This window comes from Pseudomonas protegens CHA0 (assembly GCF_000397205.1).
GTDB classification, from domain to species: Bacteria; Pseudomonadota; Gammaproteobacteria; order Pseudomonadales; family Pseudomonadaceae; genus Aquipseudomonas; species Aquipseudomonas protegens.
Map to the genome: position 1 here is coordinate 3,408,344 of NC_021237.1, position 18,523 is coordinate 3,426,866.

Sequence of the window (18,523 nt, forward strand, 5' to 3'; positions counted from 1 at the left end):
GCCATGTTCCAGAGTCTGTTGATCGCCAATCGCGGCGAGATCGCCATCCGTATTGCCCGGGCCTGCGCCGACCTGGGCGTTCGCAGCGTCGCGGTATTCGCCGAGGACGACGCCGCCAGCCTGCACACGCGCAAGGCCGATCTGGCCCTGCCCCTCAAGGGCCGCGGGGTGGCGGCCTACCTCGACCGCCAGCAACTGATCGCCCTGGCCCTGCAACAGGGCTGCCAGGCGATTCACCCGGGCTACGGCTTTCTCGCGGAAAACCCCGACTTTGCCCGGGGCTGCCTGGAAGCCGGGCTGACCCTGATCGGCCCCGGCCCCGATGTGCTGCAACTGTTTGGCGACAAGGCCGCGGCCCGTGCCCTGGCCGAAGATTGTGGGGTGCCCTTGCTGGAGGGCATCAACCGAGCAGTCAGCCTGGAACAGGCCGCAGCCTTTCTCGAACGCCATGGCGCGGTGATGCTCAAGGCCCTGGCCGGTGGCGGTGGCCGGGGCATGCGCGCGGTCACCGAGGCCGGGCAACTGCAGCAGGCGTTCATCCGTTGCCAGTCCGAAGCCCAGGCGGCCTTCGGCAATGGCGCGCTGTATGTCGAACAACTGCTGCAGCGGGCGCGGCACATCGAGATCCAGGTGCTGGGAGACGGCAGCGGCGCGGTCAGCCACTTGTGGGAGCGCGATTGCAGCCTGCAGCGCCGGCACCAGAAGCTGGTGGAAGTCGCCCCCAGCCCGGACCTTGCCCCGCAGTTGCGCCAGCAGTTGATCGACGCCGCCCTGGCCCTGGCCGCGCGAGTGCGTTACCAGGGCATTGGCACCTTCGAATTCCTTCTCGACCAGGAACACCCGGGGCGCTTCTATTTCATGGAAGCCAACCCAAGGATCCAGGTGGAGCACACGGTGACCGAGGCCATCACCGGCGTCGACCTGCTGCACACCCAACTGCGCCTTGGCGCGGGCGCCTCCCTGGCCAGCCTGGGCCTGAGCCGGCCACCAGAGCCCCAAGGCTTTGCCGTGCAGGCGCGGATCAACCTGGAACAGCCCCTGGCCGATGGCGGCATGGGGCCGGTGGCCGGCACCCTCAGCGCCTATGAAGCCCCCAGCGGGCCCGGGCTGCGGGTCGACGGCTACGGCTATGCCGGTTACCCGGTGAACCCCGGCTATGACTCGCTGCTGGCCAAGCTGATCGCCCAGGGTACGGATTTTCCCGCGGCCCTGGGCCGGGCCTATCGTGGGCTTTGCGAGTTTCGCCTGGAGGGCGTGCCGAGCAACCTGGGGCTGTTGTTGAACCTGTTGCGCCAGCCGGCGGTGCTGGACTATCAGGTGGACACCAGGTTCGTCGAAGCCCATTGGGCCCAGTTGCTGCAAGATTGCGCCGGGCAACACCGGCCGATGTTCTTTGCCAGGCAGGCCGCCACTGCGCAGAGCACTCGCAGCGATGTCCAGGCGCCCCCGGGCACGGCGGCGCTGAACGCCCCGAGCACCGGGGTGCTGGTGAGCCTGGAAGTGGCCGTGGGTGATGAGTTGCGGATTGGCCAGCGGGTTGCGGTGCTGGAAGCGATGAAGATGGAGTTCGAGGTCAAGGCGCAGAGCAGCGGTATCGTCCGGGCCTTGGCCGTCCAGGTTGGCGAAGCACTGGGCGAAGGCCAGCCCCTGCTGTTTCTGGAGCCGGCGGAGTTTGCCGACCAGGGCCAGCACAGCGAAGAGCAACTGGACCTGGCACTGATTCGCGCCGACCTGGCCGAAGTCCGCGAACGCCATGCCTTGCTGGAGGATGCCCAGCGTCCGGAGGCGCTGGCCAAGCGTCGCCGCAACGGCCAGCGCACCGCCCGGGAGAACCTCGAGCACCTGCTGGACCCGGGCAGTTTCATGGAGTACGGCGCCATGGCCCTGGCCGCCCAAAGGCGTCGGCGCAGCGTCGAGGAGTTGCAGGCCCTGAGCCCGGCGGATGGGCTGGTGGGAGGCATAGGTACGGTGAATGCCGGGCTGTTCGACGGCCAGGACGCCCGTTGCCTGGCCCTGGCCTACGACTACACGGTGTTCGCCGGCACCCAGGGGGTGATGAACCACAAGAAGACCGACCGCCTGCTGAGCCTGGCCCAGGAGTGGCGGCTGCCGGTGGTGCTGTTTGCCGAAGGCGGCGGTGGCCGGCCCGGCGACAGCGACTTTGTCGGGGTCGCCGGCCTGGATTGCCATACCTTCGCCGCCATGGCCCGGCTGTCCGGCTGGGTGCCCACGGTGGGCATCGCCTCGGGGCGCTGCTTCGCCGGCAATGCCGCCCTGCTCGGCTGCTGCAACCTGATCATCGCCACCCGGAACGCCAGCATCGGCATGGCCGGCCCGGCGATGATCGAAGGCGGCGGCCTGGGCAGCTTCACCCCGGAACAGGTGGGCCCGGTGTCGGTACAAGGCCCCAACGGAGTGATCGACGTGCTGGTGGCCGACGAAGCCGAGGCCGTGCAGGTGGCCAAGCAGTACCTGAGCTATTTCCAGGGGCCGCTCAAGGACTGGCACTGCGCCGACCAGCGTGAGCTGCGGCATTTGATTCCGGAAAACCGCCTGCGGGTCTACGACATCCGCCGGGTCATCGAGAGCCTGGCCGACCGCGACAGCGTGCTGGAGTTGCGCCGGCAATTCGCCCCGGGGCTGATTACCGCGCTGATCCGCGTCGAAGGCCGGGCCTTTGGCCTGCTGGCCAACAATCCGGCGGTGCTGGGCGGCGCCATCGACGCCGCGGCCGGGGACAAGGCCGCACGTTTCATGCGCCTGTGCGAAGCCTTCGGCCTGCCGCTGGTGTCCCTGTGCGACACCCCGGGGTTCATGGTAGGGCCGGAATCGGAGCAGCAGGCCACGGTGCGCCATGTGTCACGGATGTTTGTCAGTGCCGCCAGCCTCACGGTGCCGTTCTTCACCCTGGTGCTGCGCAAGGGCTATGGCCTGGGCGCGCAGGCCATGGCGGCGGGCAGTTTTCACAGCCCGTTGTTCACCGTCGCCTGGCCCAGCGCCGAATTCGGCGCCATGGGCCTGGAAGGTGCGGTGCGCCTGGGCTTCTCCAAGGAACTGGCGGCCCAGCCCGACCCGCAGTCGCAACAGGCGCTGTTCGACAAACTGGTGGCCAAGGCCTACGCCCGGGGCAAGGCGCTGAACATGGCCAGCTACCTGGAGATCGACGCGGTGATCGACCCCCTGGAAAGCCGAGCGTGGCTGCTGCGTGGCCTGCAGGCCGCACCGCGCCCGGTGCCCTGGGCCGAGCGCGCCCAGGGTTTTGTCGATACCTGGTAGCCCTGCCCCTCCATCGTAGGAGCGGGCCGCAGCTCAGGCGTTGGCATCCCAGGCGACAGGGGCTTGTTCGAGGAACTGGCGCAGTTCGGCCAGCAGGGTGCTGCTGGCGTGGCTGCTGGGCCGGCTGGCGACAAACCTCAGGGCCGGCATGATTTCCTGCACGCCGTCGTAGTGCCATTGCCCCGGGGTGCGTTCGGCTTCCTGCAGGGCCCGGGCGAAGATCGCCAGGTCGCGCCGGGGCCGGGCAATGCCGCTGATGCGCTCGACCCAGCTCTCGTAGCGCTGGCGAATCTCCACCCGCCCCTGACGGACCATGGCCAGCACCCCGCAACGGCTGCGGTTGTGCACCGCCACCGGCGACAGGCCGCAATACTCGCCCAAACCGTCCCAGCCCTGCTCGGGCAGGACAATCACCGCCAGATCAATGGCCGGGTACTCCTCGATCACCGTGCCCGGATCGGCCAGCAGCGCCTCGCTGCGTTGCAGCGCGAGCATGGCCGGAGCATACAGGGGCGCATAGCGCCGGGTGTTGTCGAGTACATCGGCCATCTGCGGCAGCAGCGCGGCGAAGCGTGTCAGCAATTGCCGGTCGTTGCTGGCCTGTGGGTCGACGCGCACCCGGCCCGCCAGGGCATGCAGGGCAAAGGCGCAGTGCAGGGCCTGGGCCGAAGTGCCCCGGGAGAAATCACCGAGGCGGGCAATGTCGATCAGCAACTGGCGGTGCCCCAGGGCATGCTCCGGCGTCAGGAAGGCATACACCGAGGCCAGCCCGTCGAGGTCGAAATGATCGCTGGTGATCACCTGCGCCCGGTCCACCGTCAACCCCTGCTGGAGAAAGCCCAGGGCACTGGTGGTGGAGAGATTGGCCTTGTGCTCGACAGGCGTCTTGTTCGCCGGCCAATGGGACAGGGTCAACAGGGTCGCCGGGGTATCGATGGAATCCAGGGAGATGTTCTCGCGGTGTGTGCTCTGGCCAAGGGGCAGGAAGCCATAGCGGCTTTGCCGGCCCAGGCGCAGGGCTGGCAAATCCAGCTCCAGGGGCGGGGCCGGCGTTGCCACCGGCCCTGGGGGCGCCGCCGGCGCAGGCGCGGTTGCACGGGTCAATTCGCCCTGCCCGCCCAGGCGATAGCCGAGCTGGCAGATATTCTCCCGGCGCAGGTCCCAGGGGTTGCCGTTGCGCACCGCGCAGCCGGGCCCGCCGACAACGCTGAGCAAGTCAGTGAAGCGGTTGTCGGCAATGCCGATCACCCTTCCTCCCAACTGCCTGAGCTGCAGGTGGTGCAAGTGCGGGGCCAGCCCCGGATCGAGGATCAAGGCCGGTTGCGGCGCATCAGTGGCAAGGCTGTTCATCGTGGTTTCCTTACAGGTCAATGACGCCAGGCGCACGCCCGACAGGGTTCAGGCTTGGGCCAGGTGCGGTGAACCGTTGCGCCGTACCTGGCGCACCGAGACAAACAGCAGCGCCGACAGCCCGGCGTACAGGCCGAACAGCCAGGCCGCAGCCTGGGCCGCGCCAGCAGTCCCGCCCGTGGAGGTCAGGCCTGCCAGGTTGACGATCATTCCCGCCAGCGCCGCCCCCAGGGCAGTGGCCACCAGTTGCACCGTGGTAATCGAGGCGCCGGCCAGTTCCTTCTGATCCTGCGGGGCCTGTTCCAGAACCCGGGACAGCAGGTGCGGCCAGGCCAGGCCGATACCGACGCCCACCAGCAGCATGGCCAGGCACACCGCCCCCAGGCTCAGGGCCGGGGTGGCGGTGGCAGGCATGAACAGGCAGGCCAGGAGCAGCCCGGCCACCACCAGGAACGGTCCGATGGCAATCGCCCGGGCCGCGCCCCGCGGGCCAAGGCCTGAGCTGAAGATCGCCCCCAGGGTCCAGCCGGCGGCCATCAGTGCGGCGATATAACCTGCCAGCAACGGCGTCTGCTGATGCAGCACCTGCAGGAACAGCGGTACGAAGACCTCGCTGGTCATGCCCACCACCAGCAGGGCCATGGAAATGTACAGCGCCAGCAAGGCACTCCCGGCCTTCAGGCTATTGCGCGGCAACAAGCGCGCGCCGTCGCGGTTCTCCAGAGCGAATACCGGCACCAGCAAAACCAGCCCGGCTCCCAGCCCCAGGGCGTTGTACAGCGGCGATGGGGTGATGCTGCCGATGGAAATGGCCAGTACCACGGCGGTCAGCAACAGCAGTTGCAGGGCGGGAATCGGGCTACGGGGCGCGCTTTCCCGACTCTTGCCCGGCAACAGTGCAACGGCCAGCAGCATGAACAGCAAGGTGCAGGGCAGCAGCACCCAGAACGCCGCGCGCCAGGCCCCATGTTCGGCGAAAATTCCGCCGACCGCCGGGCCGATCAGGGTCGCTGCGCCCCACATGGCGGAAATCAACGCCATCGCCCGGGGCCACAGCGGCTCGTCGAACACCAGGCGGATCATGGCGTAGGGCAAGGCGAACAGCAGGCCGCCCCCCAGCCCCTGGACGCTGCGCCCGAGGATCAGCCCGCCCATGTCCGCCGCCAGGGCGCACAGGCTGCAACCGAGCATGAACACCAGGCCCGCCAGGCCGTACGCGGCTTTGGGGCCCAGGAGCGCCAGGGCCCGGGTGGAGAGCACCGAGCCGATGATCGAGGCCACCACGAACAAGGTGGTGTTCCAGGCGTAGTAGTCAAGGCCGCCAATGTCCTTGACCACCGAAGGCAACAGGGTGGTTACCAGGTAGACGTTGATTGCATGCAGGGCCACGCCACCGGCCAGGGCCGCAGAACGCAGCCCGTTCTTGCCCAGTAACAGTGCCGACCATCCGCTTGTCGATGCCATGCCGTTCTCCATATGTGTTGTTCGCTGTTGGGCGAATGTAATACACAAGCAGATACTTTGATAATTGTTTTTTCCAGCCGTTCCGGCAATTCCCCCCAGCAGCAGGCATTGGATCGACAAGCTGCGAGCCCCTGCGCCCGAGCCTGTTATGCTTGCGTGGTTGCCGGCGTCATGGACGCTCCTGATACCCCACCTGTGCATTGGTTAATGGCCCAGATGTCTTTGATTTCCCCCTCCACCGAGAAGAAAAGCCCCGGGGCTACCGCCGAGCGGATCCTGTTTCTGCTGAAAACCCGCGGCCCGTTGAAAACCGCCGACCTGGCGCCGCTGCTCAAGGTGTCCCAGGAAGCCGCGCGCCAGCAATTGCAGAAGCTGGTGGACAGCGAACTGATCGTCGGCCAACTGATGCCGGCCCAGGGCGCCGGGCGGCCCTCACAGAAATGGGTGCTCACCGAGCTGGCCCAGGCGCGCTTTCCCGACACCCACGCCAACCTGACCCTGCAGTTGATCGATTCGATCCGCGCGGTGTATGGCGCCGACGGCGTGGAGCGCATCGTCAGCGATATGGAGCGGGCCAACAGCGCCGAGTACCTCAGCGTCTGCGCGCCGTTGCCGACCCTGGAGCAGCGGGTCCGGGCCCTGGCGCAGATCCGTGAAGTGGCCGGCTACATGGCCAGTGTCGAAGCCGACGGCGATGCCTGGCTGCTGATCGAGAGCCATTGCCCGATCTGCGTCGCGGCCCAGCAGTGCCAGGGCTTCTGCCGTTCCGAGTTGCAAGTGTTCCAGGCCGCCATCGGCGAGTTGGGCCAGGTACAGCGCGTGGAACACCTGATTACCGGCGATCGACGCTGCGTCTATCGCATCCGTGCCACCCCAGTGAGTTGATGCCCGTGCCCCTGCCAGTCCTGTCCCGCCTGCTCAAACAGGGCGCGCTGATCCTCGGCGTCGCCACCCTGACCCTGCTGGCCTGGCGGGCTTACGACAGCGAGCGCGGCCCGGCGCTGCAGCCCTGGCACCTGAAGGTGCCCCATGAACTGAGCGTGGAGCAGTTGGACCACGCCGACTGGGGCGCCTGGCTGCAGGCCGAGGACCGGGTATTCACCGAGGTCCGGCAGCAGGTCAGCGAGCGCCTGGACCCCGGGCAGGTACCGCCCTTCAACCGCTACCGCCAGGACAGCCGGGCCTACCCGCCACGCTTTGCCACGAACTGGAACCGTTCCTACCTGTTGCGCCCGGCGGGTACGCCCCGGGGCGTGGTGGTGCTGCTGCACGGCCTGACCGATTCGCCCTACAGCCTGCGGCATGTCGCCCAGCGCTACGTCGAGCACGGTTACCTGGCCATCGGCTTGCGCCTGCCCGGCCATGGCACGGTGCCGGCGGGGCTGACCGATGCCCAGTGGCAGGACTGGCTGGCCGCCACCCGCCTGGCCCTGCGTACCGCCCGGGCCGAAGTGCCGGCGCCGGCTCCGCTGCACCTGGTGGGCTACTCCAACGGCGCCGCACTGGTGGTCAAGTACACCCTGGATGCCTTGAGCGACCCGCAGTTGCCCCAGGCCCAGCGCCTGGTACTGATTTCCCCGATGATCGGCGTCGCCTCGTCCGCCCGTTTTGCCGGGCTGGCCGCCTTGCCTGCGGTGTTCCCGGCCTTCAGCAAGGCGGCGTGGCTCAACCTGCGGCCCGAATACAACCCGTTCAAGTACAACTCGTTTCCAGCCAATGCCGCGCGCCAGTCCTGGCTGCTGACCAACACCCTGCAAAAGCAGCTGCTGGCCCTGGTGGGCGATCCACGGCTGGCCCGGTTGCCACCTATCCTCAGCTTCCAGTCGCTGACCGACGCCACCGTCAGCACCCCGGCCCTGGTCAGTGGGCTGTACCGGCAACTGCCGGCCAACGGCAGTGAACTGGTGATCTTCGACCTCAACCGCGAGCGTGATTTCGAAGGGCTGCTGGACCCGGCCAGCGTCACCTCCCTGGCCAGCCTGCTACCGCCCGCGCCACGCAACTACACCACCCGCATCCTCAGCAACGAAGGCACGGGCAGCGCGGCACTGGAAGAAGTGAGCACCCCCGCCCTGAGCCCGGACAGCAGCCGGCGGCCCCTTGGCCTGGCCTACCCGCCGGGGGTGTTTTCCCTGTCCCATGTGGCATTGCCCTTCCCCGTCGATGACGGCCTGTACGGCACCCAGCCCAGCCCCGATGAGGATTTTGGCGTGCACCTGGGCACCATTGCCGCCCGTGGCGAACGGGGTGTGCTGGTGGTGCCCATGGATGAGCTGATGCGCCTGAGCGCGAACCCGTTCTACCCCTACCTGATCCAGCGCATCGAGGCGCAGATAGATAAAGCAACAGTTCATTGATTGATCCCGTGAATGCCCGAGTGGTAGTTTCGCCGCCCCCTACCCTCCTTGATTTCCGAGGGGGCGCAACTGCCGCCATGGCAGGGAAAGCCCATGATCTACATGCTTCAATTTCCGGCCCTGGGCCTGCCAACGCCCAAGCACCGCACCCTGAAAGCCGCCGCTGTGGCCCTGCTGATGCTGGGCGCGGCCGCCAGTGCCCAGGCCGACCAGCAACAGGACTTCTGGTACGTACAGACCAGCGTGTACACCAACCACTGGAGCAACGACCCCGACCACAACAACCACCAGGACCTGATCGGCCTGGAGCGCAACTACGCCGACGGTGAACTGTGGGGCGTGAGCACCTTTCGCAACTCCTTCTCCCAGCGTTCCTACTACGCCTATGTCGGCAAGGCCTGGGAAAATGCCGACTGGCCGGTTTACGCCAAGCTCAGTGGCGGCCTGATCCAGGGCTACAAGGGCGACTACAAGGACAAGATCCCGCTGAACCACTTTGGCGTGGCGCCGGTGCTGATCCCGGCCATCGGCACCCATTACGGCCCGGTGGGCGCAGAGCTGGTGGTGCTGGGGGCCGCGGCGGTGATGGTCAACGTCGGCTACCGCCTCTGAGCACCCGGCCCTCGCACAATCGTACAAGACGCCTCTGCACTCCCCTTCCTAGACTCCCCGCTGAATGACCACCGCGCCGCGGTGGCCCGGCGTTGCCATCGTTGCCAGTCCCGGCACACTTGGAAAGGGATCTTCCAATGCACGGTTTTCAACCCTGGAACCCGCAGTTCTATATCAACCCGCTGTACCTGCCGGCTTCCGGCGATGCCCCGCACCAGGTGTTCAACCCGGACACCCGCGAGCCCATCGGGCTCAACCCCAGTTGTACCAAGGACGATGTGCACACCGCGGTGGCGGCGGCCAACGTTGCCCACACCCTGTGGCGCCTGCTGGATACGGATCAGCGTCAGGCGCTGTTGCTGCAACTGGCGGACAGCATGGCCGCCGACAGCGAACTGAACCGGCAGATCATCCGGCAGATGACTCGGGAACTGGCGCTTTGCGTGGCCGAAGCCCGGGCCGAGCTGGATCACTGCGCAGCCGTGTTCCGCTATTACGGGGCACTGGCCGACAGCGATGTCCCGGCCCCGAGCCCGAGCGGTGCAGCGCAGTGCCGGCTACGGTACGAGCCCTATGGCGTCAGCGTGCATATCCTGCCGTTCACCCTGGGCATTGCCCTGCTGGGGCGCACGTTGGCCGCGGCCCTGGCGGCCGGTAACAGTTGCCTGGTCAAGCCGGCGCAGAACGCCAGCCTGTCCACCCTGGCTTTCATGCAGCACTTCGCTGGCCTGCCGGCGGGGCTGGTCTCGTGCATTCCCGGGGACGCCGCCACCGGGCAATGGCTGCTGCAGTCCAGCGGCACCCATGCCGTAGCCTTCACCGGCAGTGTCGGCGCTGCCAGCGCGGTGGCGGTGACCTGCGCCGAACTGCTCAAGCCCTGTGCGATCGAGAGCACCGGCCGCGGCGCGATGATCGTTGCCCAGGACGCCGACGTCGCGCTCGCCGCCGCCTACGGAGCTCGCGCCGCCTTCAGCCGCGGTGGCCAGAGTTGCCTGTCGATCCAGCATTTTTTCGTCGAGGCGCAGGTCCATGACCAGTTCGTCCGGCACTTCATCGAGCACACCCGCAACCCGGGCCACGACTCCAGCAGCGCTGTGCGGCCGCTGATCAGCCAGGCCGCACGGCACAAAGTCCGGCGGCTGGTGCGTGACGCCCTGGCCAAGGGCGCCGCACTGCTGGCCGGAGAACAGGCACTCGAAAACCCGCTGCCCGGCAGCCTGCAACCGCCGGTGATCCTCACCGAGATCGACGACGACATGGTCATCACCCAGGAAGAGTGCCTGGGCCCGGTGGCGGTCATCCGACGGGTGAGTGACCTTGGCGCAGCCGCGCAACTGGCCAACGATTGCCCGGCAAGCTTTGAGGTGACCCTGTTCAGTAAAGATCCGGCGCACGCGGTGCAGCTGGCCCAACGCTTACTGAGCGCCCGGGTGCGGATCAACCCGCCGCCCGTGCCGAACCACCCCGACAGCGAGCACCACTGGACCCTGTCGCAATTGGCCGGCGACCTGTCTCCCAGGGCCCTGGATGCTTTTCGGCGGCCCAAGCGCCTATTGCTCGGTGCTGCAGCGGCCCCGGCCACGCAGCAGGCGCCGGTGCAAGCCTTTGCCGCAGGGCTGCCCGAGTGATGAGCCAGAGGTTGGAAGAGCACGCGGCGACGGTGCTCCTAGGCTTATTGTTGGTCTTCGCAGCCCAGGCCCTCGCGCTGGCTTTTTTCATCCGCCAGGCTCTTGCCGGTGCGGGCCATGACCCGCCGCTGCAAGGCTCGCAGCTCGGCGCCATCAAGGCGCTTGCAGCTGTTGATTTCCCAGGTATCGCCCGTGTTCAGGCTGACCGAGAACAGGCCCCAGTACTCGGTGGCCCCGGCCTTGGGGTCGTTGTAGCCGAGGCTGAAGTCGTAGTACCCGGGATGGGGCGGCTTGCCGTTTTCGTCCTGCAGGTCGCCGTCGATGAACACCCCGGGGCGCTGCAACTGATAGTCCTGGTGCTTGAGGGCCACCCGCAGGACCTGCTCCGCCTGTTCGCGGGTCAGGCCGCTGTCCTTGATCCGCGCCGGCTGCAGGCTATCGGTGGCGCAGGCCACCAGTGTGGTGCAGGCCAGGGACAGGCCAAGCACCCAGGAAGGACTCTTGAGTTTCAGCACGCCATGCGCCCTCTGACCGCGATGATGATGTCCGCCAGGTAGCGGGCGAAGCCATCCCGGCCGCCGGTCTTGGCGTTGCCGGTGTTGTAGCCGCTGCGTACCAGCGCCTGGGCGAATGCCATGGGGTCACGCTGGCCACGTACTGCCGTGCCAAAGCTCGAAGCAAAGGACTGTGCGGACTTCTGGAAGGAGTCGAACTTGGCCACCTTGATGCTGGCGTTGCCCAGGGGCGCCTCGGCGCCGATCTGCAGGGGGGCCGGTGCGTGCATGGAAAAGTAGTTGTTCAGTTCCCGGGCAATGCGCCCGGTGCCGTACTGGCTTTCCTGGGCGGCCAGGCCCAGCAGGTTTTCCACCGGCAGGTCCAGCTGGTCGGCAATCGGCTGGCACACCGCCTTGTACTTGCTGACAAAGGTCACGGCACTGATGTTGTTGCAGAGTCTGGCGCTCACGTTTGTTCCCTCGGTTGACCGGTCAATTCCATTTACTGCGGTTTTCGCCGCGTGATTATAAAGCAACCCGGGGCCCACGCTGTCGAGTGCGTCACAGCCTCAAGGCAGACGCGTGACCGGCTACCGCGAGAACCTCCGGGCATCACGGGAATTCACCATAAATTTGACGATTTTTTCTTGTTTGCCGCTCTACATTGCGCGCAGTTTTCATTTGCAAATGATTCCTATTGTTCGAGCTGCCAGACGGCTCGATTCTTCCGGCTTGATGCATCCAAAAACCACCGCAGGAGCTGCCTTCTCCATGACCCCACGTATCCCCTCACGCTTGAAAGCCGGCCTGCTGGTCGGTGCCTTGCTGACTGCCGGCCATGCCTATGCGGCCGATGCCGACGGCCTGCTGGTGTACAACGCCCAGCACGAAGGCCTGACCAAGGCCTGGGTCGAAGGCTTCACCCGGGACACCGGGATCAAGGTCACCCTGCGTAACGGTGATGACAGCGAAATGGGCAACCAGCTGGTGCAGGAAGGCCAGGCTTCGCCGGCGGACGTGTTCCTCACCGAGAACTCACCGGCCATGGCCCTGGTGGACAACGCCGGGCTATTCGCCAAAGTGGCTCCGACCACCCTGGAGCAAGTGGCCGCTGCCTATCGTCCAACCCATGGCAACTGGGTGGGCATCGCCGCGCGCTCCACGGTGTTCGTCTACAACCCCGCCAAGCTGCAGCAGGCCGACCTGCCCAAGTCCCTGCTCGACCTGGCGAACCCAGCCTGGAAAGGCCGCTGGGCCGCATCCCCTGCCGGAGCCGACTTCCAGGCCATTGTCAGCGCGGTGCTGGAACTCAAGGGCGAAGCCGCCACCCTGGAATGGCTCAAGGGGATGAAGAGCAATGCCAGCCTCTACCGGGGCAACAGCGCGGTGCTCAAGGCGGTCAACGCCGGTCAGGTGGACAGTGGTGTGATCTATCACTACTACAGCTTCGTCGACCAGGCCAAGACGGGGGAAAACAGCAAGAACACCGCCCTGCACTACTTCAAGCACCAGGATCCAGGGGCGTTTGTCAGCCTTTCCGGCGGTGCGGTTCTGGCTTCCAGCAAGCACCAGGAGCAGGCCCAGGCTTTCCTCAAGTGGATCACCAGCGCCAAGGGCCAGGCAGTGCTCGGCAGCGGCAAGTCGTTCGAATACGCGGTCGGCCTGGGCGCGCAGTCCAATCCCAAGCTGGTGCCCCTGGCCGAGCTGGACGCGCCCAAGGTTGACGCCGCCAGGCTCAACAGCAAGAAAGCCGTGGACCTGATGACCCAGGCCGGCCTCCTGTAAACCCATGGCCGACGACCTCTCACGCTTGCCCGCCGGGGATACGACCCGGGTCGCTGCCGCGACCCACACTGGCTTTCGCCGCCACGGGCCGGGACGGCGGGCCGCCCCCTGGCTGTTGGGCGCGGCGCTGCTGGTGTCGCTGGGGGCGCTGCTGCCCCTGGGATTTGTCGTCGGCATCTCGATCCAGACCGGTTGGGCGACCATCGCCGAGCTGGTGCTGCGCCCGCGAGTCGCGCAGCTGCTGGGCAATACCCTGTTGCTGCTGGTGCTGACCCTGCCGCTGTGCGTGCTGCTGGGGATTGCGCTGGCCTGGCTGACCGAACGCAGCGACCTGCCCGGGCGGCGCATCTGGTCGCTGCTGGCCGTGGCGCCCCTGGCCGTGCCGGCGTTCGTCCACAGCTATGCCTGGGTCAGCCTGGCGCCCGCGCTGCACGGCTTGCCGGCGGCGGTGCTGGTGTCGGTGATTGCTTACTTCCCCTTTGTCTACCTGCCGGCGGCGGCCACCCTGCGCCGGCTGGATCCGGCCCTGGAAGACGTGGCCGAGGCCCTGGGGCTCGAACCCTGGGCCCTGTTCCTGCGGGTGGTACTGCCACAGTTGCGCCTGGCCGTGGGCGGCGGTGCCTTGCTAGTGGGCCTGCATTTGCTGGCCGAGTACGGCCTGTACGCAATGATCCGCTTCGACACCTTCACCACCGCCATCTACGACCAGTTCCAATCCACCTACAACGGCCCGGCGGCGAACATGCTGGCGGGCATCCTGGTGCTGTGCTGCCTGGTGCTGCTGGGGGTGGAGTCCGCCAGCCGTGGCCAGGCGCGCTATGCCCGGGTCGGCTCGGGCAGCCCGCGGCCCCAGCGCATCCAGGCCTTGCGCGGCGTGGCCCGGGCCGCCGGGCTGTTGCTGGCGGCGCTGACCAGTGCTCTGGCCCTGGGCGTGCCCCTGCTGACCCTGGGCAACTGGCTGCTGGCCGGCGGCCTTGAGGTCTGGCAGGTGCCGGAGCTGCTGCCCAGCCTGCGCCAGACCCTGATGCTGGCCAGCCTGGGGGCGCTGTTGACCACCTGTGCGGCGATCCCCGTGGCCTGGCTGTCGATCCGTGCCCCGGGGCGCCTGCTGCGGCTACTGGAAAGCTGCAACTACCTCACCAGTTCCCTGCCCGGCATCGTGGTGGCCCTGGCCCTGGTGACGGTCACGGTGAAATTCGCCAGGCCGATCTACCAGACCAGCTTCACCGTGCTCCTGGCCTACCTGCTGATGTTCCTGCCCCGGGCCCTGGTCAGCCTGCGGGCGGGTATCGCCCAGGCACCGGTGGAGCTGGAAAACATCGCCCGCAGCCTGGGCCGCTCGCCGCTCCAGGCGCTGTGGCGGGTCACCCTGCGCCTGGCGGCACCGGGAGCGGCAGCCGGCGCGGCGCTGGTATTCCTGGCCATCAGCAATGAACTGACCGCGACCCTGCTGCTGGCGCCCAACGGCACCCGCACCCTGGCCACCGGCTTCTGGGCCAGGACCAGCGAGATCGACTACGTCGCCGCGGCGCCCTATGCCCTGATCATGATCCTGCTGTCCCTGCCGTTGACCGGCCTCCTCTACCATCAATCCAGACGTACGGCGGGCCGATGAACGCTCTCGAACTCCACGCAGTGCACAAATCCTTCGGCGGCGTGCCGGCGGTGCAGGACATCAGCCTCGGCATGCCCGCCGGCAGCCGCACGGCTATCGTCGGCCCTTCGGGCTCGGGCAAGACCACCTTGCTGCGAATGATCGCCGGCTTCGAGTTTCCCGATCGCGGGCGCATCAGCCTCAATGGCCAGGTGCTGGCGGACGCTCAGGGCGCGGTGCCGGCCCATCAGCGCCTGATCGGCTATGTACCCCAGGATGGCGCGCTGTTTCCGCACCTCAACGTGGCGGCCAATATCGGCTTCGGCCTGACGGGCAAGAACCCGCAGAGGCAGCAGCGCATTGCCGAGCTGCTGGACATGGTGGCTCTGGATAGCAGCCTGGCCGCCCGTTGGCCCCACGAGCTTTCCGGCGGCCAGCAGCAGCGGGTTGCCCTGGCCCGGGCCCTGGCGCAGCGCCCGCGGCTGATGCTCCTGGACGAGCCCTTTTCCGCCCTCGATACCGGCCTGCGGGCCTCGATGCGCAAGGCCGTGGCACGGCTCCTGGCTGAGGCCGGGGTGACCACCATTCTGGTCACCCATGACCAGGCCGAGGCCTTGTCCTTTGCCGACCAGTTGGCGGTGATGCGCCAGGGCCGGCTGGTGCAGGCCGGTGCGCCGCTGGAGCTGTACCAGCACCCGCGGGATGCCCAGACTGCGCTGTTTCTCGGCGAGGCGGTGCTGCTGCCGGCGCAGCTGGACCAGGGGCTGGCCCAATGTGACCTGGGGCAGGTGCCGATCCGCGAGCGCTCGCTCAAGGGCCCGGCGCGGATCATGCTGCGCCCCGAGCAACTGCAGGTGCTGGCGGACGACGGCGATGGCGCCGGCAGTTGCCCGGGAGTGGTCAGGGACTGCGACTTTGCCGGCAACACCTGCACCCTGAGCATCGGCGTGGCCGGTGCCGGGGGCCATGAACAACTGGTGCCGGTCCGCAGTTCCGGCCTGCATGCGCTACCGGTCGGCAGCCGGGTGCGCATCCGCACCCTGGGGCATGCCCATGTGCTGGGGGCGGCTCCCGGTGCTTGAGTGAAGGATGCTGCCCTTGATCATGGTCACGCGCGGCAATCGCTCCGATACTTCAGCCATGCCCGTGTACACCGTGGCTACCGGCTCCACCTTGAACAAGGAATGAACCATGACTGATTCTGCCAGCCAAGCAGAGGAATACCTGATGATGCAGGCCGCGCACTGGTGCATGCGCCTGCGCGAGGCCGATTGCAGCCTGGCCGAGCGCCGGGCATTCGAGGACTGGCTGCAGAGCGACCCGAGCCATGCCTTCGAGTACGCGAAGATGCTGGAAGCCTGGGACCTCACCGGGCAGTTGTCGCCCACCCTGCCCTCGCTCTGACCCTGCCACGGCCTACAGATCGAAGCGGTCGATGGCCCGGCGCCGTTCGTTGTCATCGCGCAGGTCATAGCTGGCCGTGGTCTGGATGTTGCTGTGGTGAGCCAGTTTCTGCGCCAGCGACAGGTCGTGTTCCTCGATCACCCGGGTGATGAACGAGCGTCGGAAATCGTGGGGCATGATCCGCACGCCCACCTGGGCCCCGCGTTGCCGGGCAATGTAGTAGATGGCGTGCTTGGTGATGCGCTCGCGAGTGATGTGCCCGCCCCGGCGGATGCGGTTGAACAGGAACGGGTCGTCTACCAGGCCCGCGGGCAGATGCCGGCGGCGCAGCTCCAGCCAGGCCTGCAGCTTGTCGAAAGCCCAGGTGGGTGCGTACTTGATCAACTGACGATTGCCCTTGGCCAGCACCTGCAGGCTGCGCTCGCTGAAATCCACCTGGGCCAGGTCCAGGTTGACCGACTCGGACTTGCGCATGCCCGAGCCATAGAGCAGCGCAATCAGCGCTGCATCGCGCACGCCCTGGGGGCGCGGGTCGGAAGCGCACACGGCCATCAGTTCATGGATCAGGCCGCGCTTGAGGTTGCGTCCGCGGGCCAGGCGCGTGCCGCTGATGGCCTTGACCGAACGCATCTTCAGCAGGTGGTCCTGGCTGATCAGGCTGGCCCGCCACGCCTCGTTCATCACCCCGCGCAGGGCATTGACGTACAGCGATGAGGTATTGGGCGCATAGCCGTCTTCGCGCAAGGTGGCCACCAGGGCCGTGACATGCTCGGGTTGCAGCAGGTGCCAGGGGATTTCCTCCAGGTTCTGCTCGGCGTAGCCCAGGCGGTCGGCGGCGTCCTGCAGCACATAACGCAGGGTCGACTGGCTGGAGGGGGCCAGGCGCTTCAGGTACAGGCTCAAGGGGTTGGGCGCGTCAAGGCCGGCGGCGCGGTCATGGCCCGGCGGGTTCATGGATGCTCCGCTGGGCAAGGTTGTACCGGGTAGCACCTTGGCGAGGTGAAAAAAACACTCCCGCAGGCCCCTTCAATACCCATTGAAAACTGGTTACAAAAGCCGCCAGGCCTGCGCACTTCGATAACTTTGGAAACAAACTGAACACTAGCTGTCTGGCTCGCAGAAAAACGGACTTTTACCTTATTTTTCATATTCGTTTCACAATTTTCGGCTTAATCTCAGCCCCCGACAGACAACCATCCGAGTGCAGTTTGTTCTCAGGTTGTAAAGATAACACCTTGATCCACCTTTACTTTTCACAAACTCAGTCTTTACTGATTCGCTGCATGGAATGCCCTGTTGGCTCAATAACTGGATGCGCCTTGATGACTGCAAGACCTCCCCGCTTTCCATGAACTGTCCGTTCACCCGCAGCAACCCGTATTCCAGTAATTCGCATTGTGTAAACCCGAGGTAACCATGAACCAGGCTTTCCTTCCTTTCTCGCGCCCGAGTATTGGCGAAGAAGAGATTGCTGCAGTGGAGCAGGTTCTGCGCTCCGGCTGGATCACCACCGGCCCGAAAAACCAGGAACTGGAACAGCAGTTCGCCGAACGCGTCGGCGCCCGCCACGCCGTGGCACTGTCCTCCGCCACCGGCGCCATGCACATCACCCTGCTGGCCCTGGGCATCGGCCCCGGGGACGAAGTGATCACCCCGTCGCAGACCTGGGTCTCCACCGCCAACATGATCTGCCTGCTGGGCGCCACCCCGGTGTTCGTCGATGTCGACCCCGACACCCTGATGAGCGACGCCGCCACCATCGAAGCCGCCATCACCCCGCGGACCAAGGCGATCATCCCGGTGCACTACGCCGGCGCAGCCTTCGACCTCGACCCGCTCTATGCCCTGGCCGACAAGCACGGCATCGCGGTGATCGAAGACGCCGCCCACGCCGCCGGTACCACCTACCGCGGCCGCGCCATCGGCGCCCGGGGCACGGCGATCTTTTCCTTCCACGCGATCAAGAACATGACGTGCGCCGAAGGCGCGATGTTCGTCAGCGATGACGAAGCCCTGGCCAACCGCGTGCGCATGCTCAAGTTCCACGGCCTGGGAGTGGACGCCTACGACCGCCTGACCCATGGCCGCAAGCCACAGGCCCAGGTCATCGAGCCCGGCTTCAAGTACAACCTGGCGGACATGAACGCGGCCATTGCCCTGGTGCAACTGCAACGCCTGGACGAGATCAACGCCAAGCGTGAAGTGCTGGCCAAGGCCTACCTGCAGCGCCTGGAAGGCTTGCCGGTACAGCCCCTGCTCCTGCCCCAGTACCCGCAGCAGCATGCCTGGCACCTGTTCATCCTGCGCATCGACGCCGAACGCTGCGGCCTGGACCGCGAAGCCTTCATGAAAGGCCTGCAGGAACAGAATATCGGCACCGGTATCCACTTCATTGCGACGCACCTGCATACCTATTACCGACAGCGCTTCCCTGAAGTGCAGCTGCCCCATACCGAATGGAATTCGGCGCGGCTATGCTCGATTCCACTGTTTCCGGACATGACCCTCGACGATGTCGCGCGGGTGACCGGTGCCATTGCAAACCTTTTGGACTGAAGC

The 18,523-nt window shown here is 66.7% G+C and carries 15 protein-coding genes; 10 read left to right on the top strand and 5 right to left on the bottom strand.

The genetic code is table 11. The features are described 5' to 3' along the window. Window positions 1–3: 3 nt before the first annotated feature. Complete coding sequence (locus PFLCHA0_RS15275; RefSeq protein ID WP_015635628.1) at window positions 4–3,276, top strand: acetyl-CoA carboxylase family protein; 3,273 nt, start codon at window positions 4–6, stop codon at window positions 3,274–3,276. Window positions 3,277–3,309: 33 nt separating this feature from the next. Here the strand turns inward: PFLCHA0_RS15275 and PFLCHA0_RS15280 are convergent, their stop codons facing one another. After that, window positions 3,310–4,626 carry a DUF6687 family protein gene (locus tag PFLCHA0_RS15280; RefSeq protein WP_015635629.1) on the bottom strand — a complete coding sequence of 439 codons (1,317 nt, stop codon included), beginning with the start codon at window positions 4,624–4,626 and terminating at the stop codon, window positions 3,310–3,312. A 48-nt stretch (window positions 4,627–4,674) separates the two neighbouring features. Then, window positions 4,675–6,090 carry an MFS transporter gene (locus PFLCHA0_RS15285; protein WP_011061319.1) on the bottom strand — a complete coding sequence of 472 codons (1,416 nt, stop codon included), beginning with the start codon at window positions 6,088–6,090 and terminating at the stop codon, window positions 4,675–4,677. Window positions 6,091–6,198: 108 nt separating this feature from the next. On the opposite strand from PFLCHA0_RS15285, the gene PFLCHA0_RS15290 reads away from it, so the two are divergent. The 4 genes from PFLCHA0_RS15290 (at window position 6,199) to PFLCHA0_RS15305 (ending at window position 10,687) form a co-directional block, all read left to right on the top strand. Next, the gene (locus PFLCHA0_RS15290) at window positions 6,199–6,975 is read left to right on the top strand and encodes a helix-turn-helix transcriptional regulator (protein ID WP_041118219.1); all 777 of its coding nucleotides are present in this window, start codon (window positions 6,199–6,201) and stop codon (window positions 6,973–6,975) included. Further along, window positions 6,975–8,447: an alpha/beta hydrolase gene (locus PFLCHA0_RS15295; RefSeq protein WP_015635631.1), complete on the top strand. Its 1,473-nt coding sequence runs from the start codon at window positions 6,975–6,977 to the stop codon at window positions 8,445–8,447. The genes PFLCHA0_RS15290 and PFLCHA0_RS15295 overlap by 1 nt, the downstream gene beginning before the upstream one ends. Before the next feature lie 177 nt (window positions 8,448–8,624). Then, complete coding sequence (locus PFLCHA0_RS15300) at window positions 8,625–9,059, top strand: hypothetical protein (RefSeq protein WP_041752756.1); 435 nt, start codon at window positions 8,625–8,627, stop codon at window positions 9,057–9,059. A gap of 137 nt (window positions 9,060–9,196) precedes the next feature. Next, window positions 9,197–10,687, top strand: a complete 1,491-nt coding sequence (locus PFLCHA0_RS15305) for an aldehyde dehydrogenase family protein (RefSeq protein WP_015635633.1) — start codon at window positions 9,197–9,199, stop codon at window positions 10,685–10,687. Window positions 10,688–10,731: 44 nt separating this feature from the next. On the opposite strand, the gene PFLCHA0_RS15310 is transcribed toward PFLCHA0_RS15305, so the two are convergent. Beyond that, entirely contained in the window at window positions 10,732–11,202 is a 471-nt protein-coding gene (locus tag PFLCHA0_RS15310) for a hypothetical protein (RefSeq protein ID WP_011061324.1), read from the bottom strand. Further along, window positions 11,196–11,651 (bottom strand): glucosaminidase domain-containing protein, encoded by a 456-nt coding sequence (locus PFLCHA0_RS15315; RefSeq protein WP_015635634.1) that lies wholly within the window; start codon window positions 11,649–11,651, stop codon window positions 11,196–11,198. The genes PFLCHA0_RS15310 and PFLCHA0_RS15315 overlap by 7 nt, the downstream gene beginning before the upstream one ends. 301 nt (window positions 11,652–11,952) lie before the next feature. Between PFLCHA0_RS15315 and PFLCHA0_RS15320 the strand changes: the two genes are divergently transcribed. From PFLCHA0_RS15320 to PFLCHA0_RS15335, 4 genes are all read left to right on the top strand, one after another. Then, window positions 11,953–12,966 (top strand): iron ABC transporter substrate-binding protein, encoded by a 1,014-nt coding sequence (locus PFLCHA0_RS15320; RefSeq protein WP_015635635.1) that lies wholly within the window; start codon window positions 11,953–11,955, stop codon window positions 12,964–12,966. 4 nt (window positions 12,967–12,970) lie between these two features. Further along, window positions 12,971–14,581, top strand: a complete 1,611-nt coding sequence (locus PFLCHA0_RS15325) for an ABC transporter permease (protein ID WP_015635636.1) — start codon at window positions 12,971–12,973, stop codon at window positions 14,579–14,581. Next, window positions 14,578–15,642, top strand: coding sequence for an ABC transporter ATP-binding protein (locus PFLCHA0_RS15330; protein WP_015635637.1), 1,065 nt, complete (start codon window positions 14,578–14,580; stop codon window positions 15,640–15,642). The genes PFLCHA0_RS15325 and PFLCHA0_RS15330 overlap by 4 nt, the downstream gene beginning before the upstream one ends. Before the next feature lie 109 nt (window positions 15,643–15,751). Next, window positions 15,752–15,964, top strand: coding sequence for a FecR/PupR family sigma factor regulator (locus tag PFLCHA0_RS15335; RefSeq protein ID WP_011061329.1), 213 nt, complete (start codon window positions 15,752–15,754; stop codon window positions 15,962–15,964). Between the two features lie 12 nt (window positions 15,965–15,976). On the opposite strand, the gene PFLCHA0_RS15340 is transcribed toward PFLCHA0_RS15335, so the two are convergent. Next, window positions 15,977–16,918: a site-specific integrase gene (locus PFLCHA0_RS15340; RefSeq protein WP_011061330.1), complete on the bottom strand. Its 942-nt coding sequence runs from the start codon at window positions 16,916–16,918 to the stop codon at window positions 15,977–15,979. Between the two features lie 462 nt (window positions 16,919–17,380). Between PFLCHA0_RS15340 and arnB the strand changes: the two genes are divergently transcribed. Then, a complete protein-coding gene (arnB, locus tag PFLCHA0_RS15345) occupies window positions 17,381–18,520 on the top strand; it encodes a UDP-4-amino-4-deoxy-L-arabinose aminotransferase (RefSeq protein WP_015635639.1) in 1,140 nt (379 codons plus the stop codon). The last annotated feature ends 3 nt before the right edge of the window (window positions 18,521–18,523 follow it).